We start from the raw sequence: 13,790 nt of genomic DNA, 5'->3' as shown, positions 1-13,790 counted from the left end.
AAGCCAAAACTTCTTCATATCCAATTACACTTAATCATTATACTTGAACAAAATAAAATCACAACTCACAACTTCCATCTGGATATTATTTCAAAGCTATTATCCAAAATACTAACTAAACGAAAGGGTTGACCCTTAAGTAGATCAACCCTTTTACCAAATGCTAGTTTTTATTATGAAGCCGTTACAAACTATTCATTCATATTAATTTCATTATATATATGCATGATTTAAAATCTTTCTTCATATTCTCACTTATGATTATTTCTTCCATTTTTTTATAATCAGCTTGCCTTATAAGTAGAAATTTAATTATAATAAAGAAAAAAGTTAAAAAATTTAGAAAACTCTGTATTTTTAAAGGGGGTGATATAAGTAAGCAGAAAAATATTTCAAATCACATCTTTGCGCAATCATAGTTATTTGAATCAACTTGGGATGATCAACGTCGCTATCTATTACGGAAAAGCATCTTAGTGATAAACATTTCTTTTACCAGTTTATTCTATGAACAATGCTCTACATTACGAGAGGGGGAATTTTCAAATGGGGGAAAAAAAATTCAATAACCAAAATGAAAGCGATTACACCGCTATTGTTCAATCATCAGCATTTCAAACATTACTCTCCGAAAAGAAAAAATTCATTATTCCAGTCACTATATTCTTTTTTTGTTTCTATTTTGCTTTGCCAATTTTAACTTCTTATACAACAGTGTTAAATCATCCTTTTGTCGGCAGTATTACATGGGCTTGGGTTTTTGCATTTATGCAATTTATTATGACCTGGGGTTTGTGTATGCTCTACTCTAAAAAAGCAGCTAAATTTGATGAGTTAGCTGAAAAGGTCATAAAAGAAAGGAGTAGAATACAATGAATACTGCTGCATTTATTATGTTTTTGGGCATCGTCTTTTTAACGTTAATCGTTACATACTATGCTTCAAAAAAGACAAATAACGCGAGTGAATTCTATACAGCAGGTGGAGGACTTACTGGCTGGCAAAATGGTCTTGCCATAGCAGGGGACTACATGTCTGCCGCCTCATTCCTTGGAATTGCCGGAGCTGTAGCCTTGACTGGTTTTGATGGGTTCTTTTACAGTATTGGATTTCTAGTTGCATATCTTGTCGTCCTCTATCTTGTGGCTGAACCGTTAAGAAATCTTGGAAAATATACGTTTGCGGACATGATAGCAGCACGTTTTGAAGCTAAGAAAATCCGTGGTGTAGCAGCTTTGAACACTGTAACGATTTCTATTTTTTATATGATTGCTCAGCTTGTTGGCGCAGGAGCCCTCATTAAATTATTACTAGGTTTGGAATACACTACTTCGGTGTTAATTGTTGGAGTTTTAATGACCGTGTACGTTATTTTTGGAGGAATGCATGCTACTAGCTGGGTACAAATCATAAAAGCGGTCCTCTTAATGGGCGGAACATTTTTAATCTCTATAATCGTTTTCGCTAAATTTAATTTCAGTATAATGGATATGTTTGCACAAATGAAAGAAGCCACACCATTAAAAGAAGCATTTTTAAATCCGGGAGTTAAGTACAAAGTTGGTTTGGACACGATTTCATTAAATATGGGATTAGTGCTTGGAACAGCTGGACTTCCGCACATTCTAGTACGCTTCTTTACTGTAAAGGATGCAAAAACGGCCCGTTCTTCCGTTGTATATGCAACATGGATTATCGGAGCATTTTATGTCATGACCATCTTCCTTGGTTTTGGCGCTGCAGCCTTTGTGGGAAATGAAGTGATTGTAGCAGCTAACCCTGCTGGTAACATGGCTGCTCCACTTCTGGCAAAAGCTTTAGGCGGAAATATGCTCTTTGCGTTTGTTTCGGCAGTTGCTTTCGCTACCATTCTAGCAGTAGTAGCAGGACTCGTTTTAACCGCTGCTTCAGCATTTTCACATGATTTCTATAATGAGATTCTTCGTAAAGGAAAAGCGACAGAAAAGCAACAGGTCAACATGGCACGCTGGGCAGCAATCGGGGTTTCAGTAATTTCTATTATTATTGCATTAGGTGCACAAACTCTAAACGTTGCCTTCCTTGTTTCACTAGCATTTGCTGTAGCAGCAAGCGCTAACTTACCGGTAATTATTTACACCATCTATTGGAAGCGTTTCAATACAACGGGTGCTATTTGGGCAATGGTGGTTGGACTAATTTCAGCCATAGGATTGGTATTAATAAGTCCTAACGTCTTTAGTCCGGAAGTTGGTAAAGCCATCTTTGTTGGTGATCCAATATTCCCTTATACAACACCGGGAATTGTATCTATTCCACTTGGCTTTTTAGCAGGATACCTAGGATCCATCTTCTCTAGTCAAAAAGCAGATGTGAAAAAATATGAAGAAGTGCTTGTTAAATCCAACACAGGTTTTTGATTAGGTCAATAATCATAAAAGAAGGGACTGCAAACTCAAGCAGTCCCTTCTTTCGTGAAAACAAACTTCAAGCAAATGTTAAATTGGGGTAACTTTATTTGTTCCCTTATCTAGTAAGTCTATCGATTTTAGTAATCTTATAGAGAGAAGGAAAAAGAATCTGCAAAAAACCTCTCATTTCATTAAATAGCTAGATTTGTCGGTCAATCTAAATTATTTCTTTACAAAAAATTGTTGAATTCCTTCAAAAATCCCTTTTGCAGCCTTATTTTGATAATCTTGCTCAGCTACACGCTTTTCTTCGTCAGGATTCGAAATGAATCCTAGCTCAATTAAAACGGCCGGCTTCTTATTTTCCCTTATCACATGAAAATTGCCGAATCGAGTTCCGAGGTCTTTCATGCCCGTATTCGAGATGATTCCTTTTTGAATGTAATCGGCCAATGCTTTTTCTTTAGATTCCTTATAGTAGAATGTTATAATTCCAGAACTCTTGTTTGTGCCAGCATTGTAGTGAAAACTAATAAACGCATCCGCATTGTTTGAATGACTCACATTGACACGAGCTTGAAGAGATAAATACGTATCATCACTTCTAGTTAAAATAACTTTCGCCCCTGCATTTTTTAAAAGTGAAGCTACCTTTAAGGTGGTCATCAAAGTTAAATCCTTTTCCATGTTGAACTTACCTAATGCGCCGGGGTCTCTTCCTCCGTGCCCAGCATCAAGGACGATCGTTTTCCCCTTTAAGCCACCTAAAGATGGTGTGGAATTAGTAACAGGAGCTGTAAGCCACCCTGCTACCCAAGCTTTCGTTCCATTTTCCAATAGAATTTCAAACCAATTATTATTTGAGCCCACTTTTTTATATACAGTCCCTGCTTTTCCCATAATAACAACAGGATAAGTAGTATCAGGGCCTGTCCGAATATTTGCGTCTTTCACAAGTTTAATAGATTCCTCTGTCTGGATTGGTTCCGGAGACGGCTTTTCACTTTCTTCTTCCGTACCCATTTTTTCCGAGGATAAATATTGGCTTGCAGCCCATCCTTGCAAGCTGCCTTTTTGAATTTTTGTCCAGCTCCCCTTCACCTCCAAAGCTTTCACTATATCGTTCGACAGAAGTTTACCTATGATTTTGCCGGACATCGAAGGTTCTGATCTTACATTTAACGAAGTGGCTTTTACATAAAATTCTTTCCCATTTACATTTTTAGATGTATTGGTATTCTGCGATTCCTTACTTGGTGTAGCTGTCTTGTTCTCCTCTTGTTTGGATGCTGAAAGTGAAACGAATTTTGCGGAAATCCAACCATTTACCTTCTTATCTGTTTGTATGTAATACCAGGACCCTTTTGTTTTCAGGATGGCAACCTTTGTTCCCTTTGAAACACTACCGATTTTTTTGCTTTTATCTGAAGCATCGCTCCTAATATTTAAGGAAGTAGCTGTTATGTATCCGTAAAGATTCTGCTTTTTTAAATATTGAGAAGAAGCCCAGCCTTTATTTTTCCCAAAACTGATTTGAGACCAGTTATTTTGTTGAGATAGGATTTCTACCTTCGCATTCCGCTTTAATTTTCCCACTATACTAGCTTTTACATTCGGTGCCGAGCGTACATTTAGAATATCTGCTTGTACAGTTGCTGATTGAGTACTAACTGCATCTACAGAAAAAGGATGGGATTGAAGTAATGTGAAAATCATCATAAGAGCGATGATAAGTTTAATAGACTTTAGACCCACTATAACTCACCTCTTTTTCTCATTAAATAGGCAACACAGGAACATTAACCCTTCATATGTGAAAATAATACTTCTTTTTGATGACAATTGTTAGGGTAAAAAGACTTAAAAATACGTAAATAACATGAAATTTATGTAAAAAAGATAGAAATAAATCGAATAAAGTAGAATTATACTAGTATAATATGCATATTTTTGTCGTTTTTTCATAGTTTGATAACATTCTACTATAATAACCGAATATTTACGACAAATATTTTCCAGTTACAATCTCAATACTCCTATAATTTACAAACTAAAATTTTCTTTAAATAGCTTATCCTGTATGTTTCATTAAGAATGCACAGGAAGTTCAAAGAATTTTCACACTATTATGCTATATTGATTGAACTTCGGATGAAGGCAGGGATGGATGAAATGAGAACAATTCTTAAATGGCTTGTCACGATGATTTGCCTACTCGCTTATTTTTCATTAGGACAAACAAAAGCAAGTGCAAGTAGGATTATTGAAGTAAAAAACGAAGATTCTTTGCAAAGCGTTATTAACTCTGCCCCACCTTTCAGTGTAATTACACTTCCAAAGGGAGTTTTTAAAGAAAATTTGAAGATTACTAAACCTCTTACTTTAAAGGGAAAGAAGGGGGCAGTTCTGGATGGAGGTTTAAGAGAAGATGTGCTTAAGATACAAGCCTCTGATGTTACGATTGATGGAATCCATATCCGTAATAGTGGGAAGAAGAACAAAAATGCAGGAATCCATGTAATCAGCAGTTCAAATATTACGATTCAAAATGTTAGTTTAAGCAATATTTTTTATGGAATATATTGTGAGAGCAGCTCCCATATAAAAATATTGAATAATCGACTGACTGGATTAGATGAACACTTTTCAAAAAGGGGAAACGGGATTCACCTTCAAGAATGCAGTAAAGTGGATGTTTTTTCGAACCACATTCACAGCGTGCAGGATGGAGTCTATTTTGACAAGTCTGAAGATATTAAAGTAGAAAAAAATCAAATGACTGATTCTCGTTATGCTCTGCACTTTATGTTTAGTAAAAATATTCAAGCCGTCAGCAATATCATGTCCCATAATATTAATGGATTAATGGTTATGGATTCCCGAGATCTCTCTTTCATACATAATGAAATGAACCATCATTTTCATTTTCGAGGCTACGGCGCTCTTCTATATGACTCGTCAAATATTCTAGTAAAACAAAATAGAATTCTTCACAATAGCACAGGTCTTGCTCTTGAATCCGTTACAAATGTTAAAACGAACGGAAATCTGATCAGCAGCAATCAGGTTGGTCTAGAACTAAAGGGAGCAAATGGACAAAACGAGTTTACCGAAAATAATTTTGTCGGAAACATCGTGTCTTCCAAAATTTCAAACGGAATCGTAAGACTTGATAATGGTGAAATCGGCAATTACTGGGATGATGATTCTTCTCTTGATTTAAATGGAGATGGAACGGGAGAAACACCGTATAAAGCAGGAACCTTATATGATCGATTAGTAAGGAAGTATCCCTATTGGCAGTTTTATTTCGAAAGCCCTGCCATTAAGCTGTTAACCAAAGCAGAATCTATGTTTCCATCACTAAGCAGCTCTCTTGTTTTTGACGAAAAACCCGCTACAATCCCTTTTCAAATTTGGAGTAGGGAGCAAAATCGCGACAATACAAAAAATCTCTGGTTCTTTTTAACAGGTTGCCTATTACTTATGAAATCATTGCTATTCATTATGGTCTTTGGGAGGAATCAAACAAAATGAAGAATTTTTTTATCATATTACTTGTTCCAATACTGTTGATGGGCTGTTCAAAAAACGTTTCTTATGAGCCTCAGGAAATTAATCCGGAAATTGATGTGTGTGAGGTTTGCAACATGAGTATCACGGAAGTTCATTTTGCAACACAATTAATCAGTAAGGATGGCGAGGTATATAAATTTGATGATGTTGGCTGCATGATTGAATTCGTTGAAAAGAACGAATCCATAGAAAAAAATCAAATTGCTAAGCAATATGTAAGGGATTTTAATAGTGGGGATTGGGTAGAACTGAAAGATGCTTATCATGTCTATGATCCGGACATTTGGACGCCTATGGCCAATGGAATCGTATCCTTCTCGACCAAAGAATCAGCGAAAAGCTTTATAAAAGAACAAGGTAAAGGAGAAATATACGATTTTGAAAAACTTAAAACGCATACTTGGAGCTGGAGCAAATGAAACTAGTAGAAATTGCAAGACAGCAATTTATTCTGTTAATTCGAAGTAAATGGATCTATAGCTTTGGGCTACTGTTTACCATTCTCGCCATTGTCATCGTGTCTTTCGGGGACAGCTTTTCTGCCGGAAATTCTGGATTTAATCGTACATCTGCAAGCTTATTAAACTTAAATTTATTTTTAATTCCTCTTGTCTCCTTACTAATGGGCAGTTTATTCATTTCAGGAGAAAAGGAGGATCAAGGACTTCTTTTGCTTTTAACCTATCCTGTGTCCGTCCACAAAGTCATCCTAGGGAAATTTCTTGGTTTATGTTTGGCGCTTTGGACCGTGTTATCAGCTGGATATGGTATATCTGCATGGTTTATGTATTTCTTTCAGCCAGATGGATCACTAGCTTTCTTATTCACGTTTTATTTTTTATCTATTTTACTAGGATTTATTTTTTTATCAATATCTGTATTAGTTGGCTTTCTATCAAAATCCAGATTTCAAGCGTTAGGAATGACATTAATGTCTTGGGCATTATTTGTTCTGTTCTATGAATTTATCGTAATGGGACTTACTATGCTTGTTCATAAAGCATGGATTCTTCCTGTTTTTAGCCTATCTATTTTGCTAAATCCAGTTGAACTTATAAGAGTTTGGAGTATTTTGCTGCTAAAAGGCGAGGCTGTTTTTGGACCAAGCCTTTATGACTTAACAATATGGGCAAAGAACATAGTCGGGCAATTCTTATTTATTTTATCTGCAATGCTTTGGATCGTACTGCCACTACTAGTAAGCCTTCTTGTCATACAAAGGAGAGTTGCCAATGAATAGTCCATTTTTTGAAGCTCGCAACTTAACGAAGTGCTTTCAGGATAAAAAATCGCTTGATCATGTTAGCTTTTTTATACCTCAAGGAAAAATCCTGGCATTATGCGGCGGCAATGGGGCGGGGAAAAGCACCCTGATCAAAATCATAACGGGTATACTCTCTCCTACAGAAGGAGAGCTCATGATGAACGGCCAAACTGTAAACACAAAATCTATTGCGTACAAAACGATGTTTTCCTATATGCCTGACCGAATGCTTTTTCATCCTCAGCTGACAGGCTATGAAGTTCTAAAATTTTTTGCTAAGCTACGAGGGTTGTCGGAAAATCGAGTCATCACTTGGATTGAGAAAATCGGGCTTACAGAAGCCCTTCATAAGCAGGTTAAACACTACTCAAAAGGAATGCAGCAAAGACTTTCTCTTGCCCAAGCTCTTATGAGTGATACTCCTTTCATTATTTTGGATGAACCTACGAATGGACTCGATCCTTATTGGGTATTTGTGTTTAAAAATTTGTTAAAAGAAGAGAAACAAAAAGGCAAAACGATCTTGTTTTCCACCCATATTTTATCCATAGTAGAAGAACTTGCAGATGAAGCAGTATTTTTAAATGAAGGAAAAGTAGTAGCTTCCGGTACAATCAATGAGATCGTAAACAATGGAAGCGAAGGTGCATCTTTGGAGGATGTATTTTTTAAGAATTCCATTTTGTAAATTTTATATGTCCATGATCTATTAATATAGACTAATTGGGTACATACTTCCTAACCTTGTAACTTCTGGATACTTTTAGATTTAGTATAAGTTTGTAAAGGAAGAAAACATAAGAAATGTAAAAGCCCATGAGAACATTTACTTTCTCATGGGTTTTCTTCATTTAAAAGGGCTTTTGAGACAGCCCTATTATAACCTTAATGACCATGTCCGTCGTCTTTGTTGTGATCAGATTCCATATGAGATTCTGAATTCTCTTTTCCATTTTGCTGCATTTTCATTTTTTTCATATAACGTTTGTTTGCTTCTTCATCTAACTCCTGCCATGAGGATTTAACTGCGTTTACTACACTATTTTCCTTAATAAACTGATCTGCACTCGCTTCATCCTTGAAAAATGCATACCCATATTTCATAGGTGTTTGAATGTTAGCTTTTACAAGAACAGCTGTGTTTGCATCGATCCATTTCTTTGTTTGATCGTCTCTTACCCATTTAATCCTATACTTTTCCCCATTTTTTCTTTCTGCGTTTAATAGGCATCCAGAATCATCAAAGAACACATTCTTACCATTTGCATCGATCGCTTGTGCGGTAAAGACACCCATGTCATGCTCGCTGCCATAAACCTTCATGTTGCAAAATGCACAAGTATCATGCTCTGTCGGCTCCATTGGCTTAGCAGCTGTTGTTTTCTCTACTTGATTTTCAGTCTTTTGTTCTGCTTGTGACTTTGACTCCGTTGGCTTCTCTGTGCTTTTTTCAGTGGTACCACATGCTCCGAGTATGAACAAACTGCCTAAAACCATTAAAAATAATAATTTCCTCATTTTCCCAACCCCCATTTAATGATCATTACTTTGACATTGTAAGCGGTACCTGTGATAGAAGTATGGAAAATGTAAGAAGTTTTCTAGTATTGGAAACTTTTCACAAAATCGTAAAGGTTTATATAGCATCTATCTGATTTTTTGTGGATATCTCTAATCGAAAAACCAGATGCAAATAATGATGGGGGATCCTATTTATTTTTATGTGGATTGATGGCGGGTAATCTATAATAGATTAATAGCGACTAATAAATAAATTCTTTCTATACATACTTTAGATTGATACTGTAAATTCATATGTGAAAGGTTCGTAAAAGTATAGAAAACCTTGCTACATCTATAAAGAAACACACGGCATTTCCTATATGCCGTGTGTTTCTTCGTGTGATTTTAAATTTGCACAATTAAAGTAAAAACCATTAGAGAATTTATGGGCTAAAATATTTGCTAATTTGGTTCCAAATTCACTGCCATTTAGTACGAGAATTTGTTGTCTTATAATAAAATTCTACTTCAAAACTGAACTACTAAGGTGCTTTTCGTAATAGCCATATCTTTTCTATTGGATCGTATACCCTCCATCAATCACAACCGCTTGACCCGTAATGCCTTTCGATTTTTCGTCGGCGAGGAATAAAGCATAGTTGGATATTTCTTCTACTGACAATAACCTTTTTTGTGGAACGAGCGGATAGATGACTTCTTCTAAAACTTGTTCAAGAGGCACATTTCTTGTCGCAGACAAGTCCACAAGCTGATTACGCACAAGTGTCGTATCTACGTAACCCGGACAAATGGCATTTACGGTTATGTTATAGTTAGCAGTTTCCAGAGCCGCTACTTTTGTAAGTCCAATCACCCCGTGCTTGGCACTGTTATAGGCAGATTTACCAGCAAATCCGATCAGTCCGTTTATAGAAGCCATATTGATGATTCTTCCGAAGTTTTGTTTCTTCATAATGGGAAGTGCATGCTTCATCGCGATGAACGGAGCAACAAGCATAATTTTAACGAGTCTTTCAAATGTTTCTGTTGGAAAATCCTCTATAAATGAAACATGCTGCAATCCTGCATTGTTGATCAGAACATCCAGTCTCCCAAATTGTCTAACCGTTTCATTTATCGCTTTTTGTACGCCTTCCTCACTTGTTACATCCATCTGTAAACCAATGGCATGAAAGCCTGCTTCCTTTAGCTTTTCCGCAGCTTCTTCTACTGCCTCTTGGTGTACATCAGTCAAAACAACTCTTGCTCCCTGCTCCCCAAAGGCTCTAGCCATTTCAAATCCGATTCCACGTGCAGCTCCTGTTATAAATACCGTTTGACCTCTAACCATTTTGTTTCCAACACCTTTCTTAAATACCAAGTCCTAATGAGAAGAGAACAATCGCTAAAATCACACCTAGTGCTGGAACAATGACCGTTAATGCGCCAACCGCATTATAGGCATCCTGGTGAGACTCTCCGCAAACCGCCCGAATGGTCGTCACGACATAGCCATTATGCGGCAAGGAATCTAATGCTCCGGATGAAATGGAAACGACACGGTGTAGTGCTTCTGTATTGACTCCCATATCGAGATAGTGAGGTGCTAAAATAGGTAAAGCAATCGCCTGACCTCCCGAGGCAGAGCCTGTCATCCCTGCAATCACACTGACCGCAATGGCACCGCCAATTAGAGGACTTCCAGGAATGCTTGTCATGAATTCTACAGCTTGCGTAAATGCAGGTACAGCTTTGGCTACTCCGCCAAAACCAACGACTGCAGCAGTGTTACCAATTGCAATTAAAGCGCCGATTGTACCTTCTGAAAGAGCTTCCCAGAAATTTTCAAAATACTTTCTATTTAGCACATACGCTGTAATCACACCACCTAGCAAAGCGACTATCAATGCGGATTGCTTTAATGAATCATGGAAAATATAGGATATTACCAGTACAACGATGAGAGGAATCGCTCCTAAAAGCGGACTAGGAAGCACACGATCCTTTGAAGATGGATCATTTTCTCTGCTAGCGAACGTTTCACCCTTGCTGACAGCCTTTGAAATCATCCGTTTTAGCCACCAGTAACCGAAAATCGCCATAAAAAGGGCAACAATTAAGCTAACTTCCCAACCTGCATAAGGAGAGGTATTTAAATATTGAATCGGAATCCAGTTCTGAATTTCAGGAGATCCTGCCGAAGTCATCGTAAAGGTGACAGAACCAAAAGCCAAGGTAGCCGGTATAAATCGTCTTGGCAAATTCGCTTGCTTAAAAAGGCTAAGGGCCATTGGATACACAGAAAATGCCACTACAAATAGACTTACTCCACCATATGTGAGAATGGCACAAGCAGCTACAACAGCTAGAACAGCGTATTTCATTCCAAACTTAGAAACAATAAACTGTGACACACTGTCCGCTGCTCCACTATCCTCCATTACTTTTCCAAAAATAGCTCCAAGTAAGAACATTAAGTACCAAGATGTCACGAACCCTGAAAATCCTGTCATATAACTACCTACTAAATTCGCTTCACCTTCCCCCACAAGCTGAGGAAAAAGTGGTAGGCCGCTGAAGACTGCTACAAATAAAGCGGATAAAGGACCGACAATTAATAAGTTCATGCCGCGCATCGTCAAAAAGATTAATAAAAACAAACCACCAATAAGTCCAATCATACTTAACATAGGCATCCTCCTTTATTAATAGGAAACGATCCATAGTGTAACTGTTTTTGAAAAGAGCTTGATTCTTCTATCACCTCCCTTCAATGACAATGTGAAAATATTGTTAATAAAATAAATATGTACAAGGTGCAAAATCATACATAGATTTTTACAAAAGAAAGAGGTTCCCCATAGAAATGCTTTGGGGAACCTCTTTTTTCTGTACAATTGTCTTGATTTATGTAAAAAAAGAGCCTGACAGTAGTTAGCGTCGTCAGACTCTTTACATACTATTCTTCTTTTTTAGTTAAGCACCGATCGCATTCCATTAAGTATGATTCCGCCTGCTCATAAATATGAGCTCCACACTCACTGCATTTTTTTGGTGGAATACTTTTAAAAAACTCAACCGATCTTTTCATTTCCATTTCCTCCTTTTATATTACACATCAACCTATATGTTTTATGTTATAATACAGTATATACCGTTACATTCCAAAAGTGAACTATTTTTTGAAATTTTTTTACAAAAAAAGTTGTCCGAAAAGTAAGCAGTTTCGTTATCGAGAAGAAAACATTTGAAAGATCAATATTCTTGAACATAAAAAAGGGCATCCAAAAGCCGAAAATTCGACTTATTAGACACCCCTTAAAACGTATTAGGAATCTAAGCGTTATCAGTCTGATCCTTTTTCCTGTTTTTTTTTCTGTAGTTCAGCTAATTTTGCTAGTAGAATATGCTGGGGCATATGCATAATTTGTTCAATTGGCAAATGTAATTCTTTAGACAGCTTTTGAGCTGTTTCTGCTGAAATTTGAAGTGGTCTCATGTTACATTCCCTCCTTGGATCATAATAGTACATCCGATTCCGGCTAGACATAATTAGTATACCCCAGACTCCGGCAGGCTGGCTCTAAATAAAGCTCGACCAGAATAAACAAGGGGAGTGCATTAAAAGAAAAAAGACCACTCTATTTAGGAGCAGTCACTGTTGATTATCGTATAAGTTCCATAAAATGATGGAGTATTTTTGCCGTTAATCCCCATATCACTTTATCCTCATAACAGTAAAAAAGTTCATATACCTGTCTGGTACGCCAGTTATAATTTTCGCCACCCACAATCAAATGAAACGGAAAGCCTTTCTCAGGTTTTGCTTGAAAATCGACTTTATAGCACTTAGGTTGAACTTTTTGGAAATGTGAGATGGGTACTGTAAAGATTTCCTCTACTTCATCCGGATTCACTGAGATGTCATTCATATCTGATATTGTTCCAGCAAACGGATAAATGATTGTTCCATATGGAGTCACCAAATAATCAAGTGGATAAACATTTTTTATATGATCTTCTGATAGACCAAGCTCCTCCGATGTTTCCCGAATGGCAGCACATTTCTCATTTTCATCCTCTACATCTATTTTTCCCCCTGGGAAGCAGATTTCTCCCGGCTGTCTTCTCAAATTATGAGCCCTAACTTCAAATAAAACATGCGTTTCTCCTTCTATTTCAATTAAAGGTACAAGAACAGCATATTTAAGAAAATGATTTCCTCCTAAAATACCAGGCTTATGATTTCTAAGTGCTTCCAATATTTTTTCCACTTCCTCACCTCCGCTAGATTCACTTATTCCTATTATATAAAAAAGAAGGACAAGTCTCTTCTAAAAGACTTATTCCTTCTTGAACAAAAGTATTAATTAAAATGTTTTTGCAGCTTCTTTTGCTTTCGTTATAGCTTCTGCAAAAATGGCTTCTGCTTCAGCCGGTGCAGCAGCCATTCCTTCTGCTACTACAAGCGTGAAATCTTGAATACCTAAGAAGCTCATGACTGTTCTCAAATAGCTTTGAGTGTGCTCCATGGCAGCGGCAGGTCCATCTGAATACACGCCTCCACGTGCTTCGATGAGTGCAACTTTTTTATCTCCTGCTAAACCGATAGGACCGTTTTCAGTATATTTAAATGTTTTACCTGCAACCGCAATTGCATCAATGTATGCTTTCATAAGCGGCGGGAATCCAAAGTTCCAAAATGGAGTAGAAAATACCACTTTGTCCGCTTCTAAAAACTGATCAACAAGCTCTCCTAGTCTTGTGATTTTCTTAGCCTCTGTCTCTGTAAGCTCTTGGTTTGCTGCAGCTTTAGCCCAGCCGTTCAATACATCCGCATCAATTAGAGGCAGGTACGTATTGTATAGATCGAGCGTTTCTACTTTTGCATCTGGATTTTCTGTTTGGAAAGCATCCAGAAATGCATTTGCTAAACGAGTAGAAAAAGATTGATCATCTCTCTTTGGATTTGCTTTTACATATAAAACTTTTGTCATGCTGTGATCTCCTTTTCTTAGTTGTAGATATAAATTCTTAATCGAGATATTTTTTATTTA

General features: G+C 37.0%; 14 protein-coding genes. 6 read left to right on the top strand and 8 right to left on the bottom strand.

The annotated features are described in order from the left end of the window. The first annotated feature begins 546 nt into the window (after positions 1–546). Both GD441_RS09040 and GD441_RS09035 read left to right on the top strand, forming a co-directional pair. Complete coding sequence (locus GD441_RS09040; protein WP_153125906.1) at positions 547–876, top strand: DUF485 domain-containing protein; 330 nt, start codon at positions 547–549, stop codon at positions 874–876. Then, positions 873–2,399 (top strand): solute symporter family protein, encoded by a 1,527-nt coding sequence (locus GD441_RS09035; RefSeq protein ID WP_153125904.1) that lies wholly within the window; start codon positions 873–875, stop codon positions 2,397–2,399. Before GD441_RS09040 ends, GD441_RS09035 begins: the two co-directional genes overlap by 4 nt. Positions 2,400–2,612: 213 nt before the next feature. Here the strand turns inward: GD441_RS09035 and GD441_RS09030 are convergent, their stop codons facing one another. Then, positions 2,613–4,145: an N-acetylmuramoyl-L-alanine amidase family protein gene (locus tag GD441_RS09030; protein ID WP_153125901.1), complete on the bottom strand. Its 1,533-nt coding sequence runs from the start codon at positions 4,143–4,145 to the stop codon at positions 2,613–2,615. Positions 4,146–4,562: 417 nt separating this feature from the next. Between GD441_RS09030 and nosD the strand changes: the two genes are divergently transcribed. Genes nosD through GD441_RS09010 form a run of 4 tightly spaced genes read left to right on the top strand, consistent with a single transcriptional unit; the run spans position 4,563 to position 7,918 of the window. Beyond that, positions 4,563–5,927, top strand: coding sequence for a nitrous oxide reductase family maturation protein NosD (nosD, locus tag GD441_RS09025; RefSeq protein WP_191992134.1), 1,365 nt, complete (start codon positions 4,563–4,565; stop codon positions 5,925–5,927). Further along, complete coding sequence (locus tag GD441_RS09020; protein ID WP_153125897.1) at positions 5,924–6,385, top strand: nitrous oxide reductase accessory protein NosL; 462 nt, start codon at positions 5,924–5,926, stop codon at positions 6,383–6,385. Before nosD ends, GD441_RS09020 begins: the two co-directional genes overlap by 4 nt. Then, positions 6,382–7,206, top strand: coding sequence for an ABC transporter permease (locus GD441_RS09015; protein ID WP_153125895.1), 825 nt, complete (start codon positions 6,382–6,384; stop codon positions 7,204–7,206). The genes GD441_RS09020 and GD441_RS09015 overlap by 4 nt, the downstream gene beginning before the upstream one ends. Next, positions 7,199–7,918 carry an ABC transporter ATP-binding protein gene (locus GD441_RS09010; protein ID WP_153125893.1) on the top strand — a complete coding sequence of 240 codons (720 nt, stop codon included), beginning with the start codon at positions 7,199–7,201 and terminating at the stop codon, positions 7,916–7,918. The genes GD441_RS09015 and GD441_RS09010 overlap by 8 nt, the downstream gene beginning before the upstream one ends. A gap of 197 nt (positions 7,919–8,115) precedes the next feature. Here the strand turns inward: GD441_RS09010 and GD441_RS09005 are convergent, their stop codons facing one another. From GD441_RS09005 to GD441_RS08975, 7 genes are all read right to left on the bottom strand, one after another. Further along, entirely contained in the window at positions 8,116–8,748 is a 633-nt protein-coding gene (locus tag GD441_RS09005) for a nitrous oxide reductase accessory protein NosL (protein WP_191992133.1), read from the bottom strand. Between the two features lie 559 nt (positions 8,749–9,307). Beyond that, positions 9,308–10,084: a 3-hydroxybutyrate dehydrogenase gene (locus GD441_RS09000; protein ID WP_153125889.1), complete on the bottom strand. Its 777-nt coding sequence runs from the start codon at positions 10,082–10,084 to the stop codon at positions 9,308–9,310. A 19-nt stretch (positions 10,085–10,103) separates the two neighbouring features. Continuing rightward, entirely contained in the window at positions 10,104–11,423 is a 1,320-nt protein-coding gene (locus GD441_RS08995; protein ID WP_153125887.1) for a GntP family permease, read from the bottom strand. A gap of 269 nt (positions 11,424–11,692) precedes the next feature. Beyond that, entirely contained in the window at positions 11,693–11,830 is a 138-nt protein-coding gene (gene yhfH / locus GD441_RS08990) for a protein YhfH (protein ID WP_153125885.1), read from the bottom strand. A gap of 249 nt (positions 11,831–12,079) precedes the next feature. After that, positions 12,080–12,232 carry a YycC family protein gene (locus GD441_RS08985; protein WP_153125883.1) on the bottom strand — a complete coding sequence of 51 codons (153 nt, stop codon included), beginning with the start codon at positions 12,230–12,232 and terminating at the stop codon, positions 12,080–12,082. 166 nt (positions 12,233–12,398) lie between these two features. After that, positions 12,399–13,007 (bottom strand): NUDIX hydrolase, encoded by a 609-nt coding sequence (locus tag GD441_RS08980; RefSeq protein WP_225434181.1) that lies wholly within the window; start codon positions 13,005–13,007, stop codon positions 12,399–12,401. A gap of 96 nt (positions 13,008–13,103) precedes the next feature. Further along, positions 13,104–13,730: an FMN-dependent NADH-azoreductase gene (locus tag GD441_RS08975; RefSeq protein ID WP_153125879.1), complete on the bottom strand. Its 627-nt coding sequence runs from the start codon at positions 13,728–13,730 to the stop codon at positions 13,104–13,106. Positions 13,731–13,790 lie beyond the last annotated feature (60 nt).

Source organism: Peribacillus tepidiphilus, from assembly GCF_009466385.1.
GTDB classification, from domain to species: Bacteria; Bacillota; Bacilli; order Bacillales; family DSM-1321; genus Bacillus_BN; species Bacillus_BN tepidiphilus.
This window is presented reverse-complemented; position numbering and strand designations above follow the sequence as displayed.

Coding starts and splice junctions, on each gene's coding strand:
- GD441_RS09040 (WP_153125906.1), top strand. CDS start 547: ATGGGGGAAAAAAAATTCAATAACCAAAATGAAAGCGATTACACCGCT.
- GD441_RS09035 (WP_153125904.1), top strand. CDS start 873: ATGAATACTGCTGCATTTATTATGTTTTTGGGCATCGTCTTTTTAACG.
- nosD (WP_191992134.1), top strand. CDS start 4,563: ATGAGAACAATTCTTAAATGGCTTGTCACGATGATTTGCCTACTCGCT.
- GD441_RS09020 (WP_153125897.1), top strand. CDS start 5,924: ATGAAGAATTTTTTTATCATATTACTTGTTCCAATACTGTTGATGGGC.
- GD441_RS09015 (WP_153125895.1), top strand. CDS start 6,382: ATGAAACTAGTAGAAATTGCAAGACAGCAATTTATTCTGTTAATTCGA.
- GD441_RS09010 (WP_153125893.1), top strand. CDS start 7,199: ATGAATAGTCCATTTTTTGAAGCTCGCAACTTAACGAAGTGCTTTCAG.
- GD441_RS09005 (WP_191992133.1), bottom strand. CDS start 8,748: ATGAGGAAATTATTATTTTTAATGGTTTTAGGCAGTTTGTTCATACTC.
- GD441_RS09000 (WP_153125889.1), bottom strand. CDS start 10,084: ATGGTTAGAGGTCAAACGGTATTTATAACAGGAGCTGCACGTGGAATC.
- GD441_RS08995 (WP_153125887.1), bottom strand. CDS start 11,423: ATGTTAAGTATGATTGGACTTATTGGTGGTTTGTTTTTATTAATCTTT.
- yhfH (WP_153125885.1), bottom strand. CDS start 11,830: ATGGAAATGAAAAGATCGGTTGAGTTTTTTAAAAGTATTCCACCAAAA.
- GD441_RS08985 (WP_153125883.1), bottom strand. CDS start 12,232: ATGAGACCACTTCAAATTTCAGCAGAAACAGCTCAAAAGCTGTCTAAA.
- GD441_RS08975 (WP_153125879.1), bottom strand. CDS start 13,730: ATGACAAAAGTTTTATATGTAAAAGCAAATCCAAAGAGAGATGATCAA.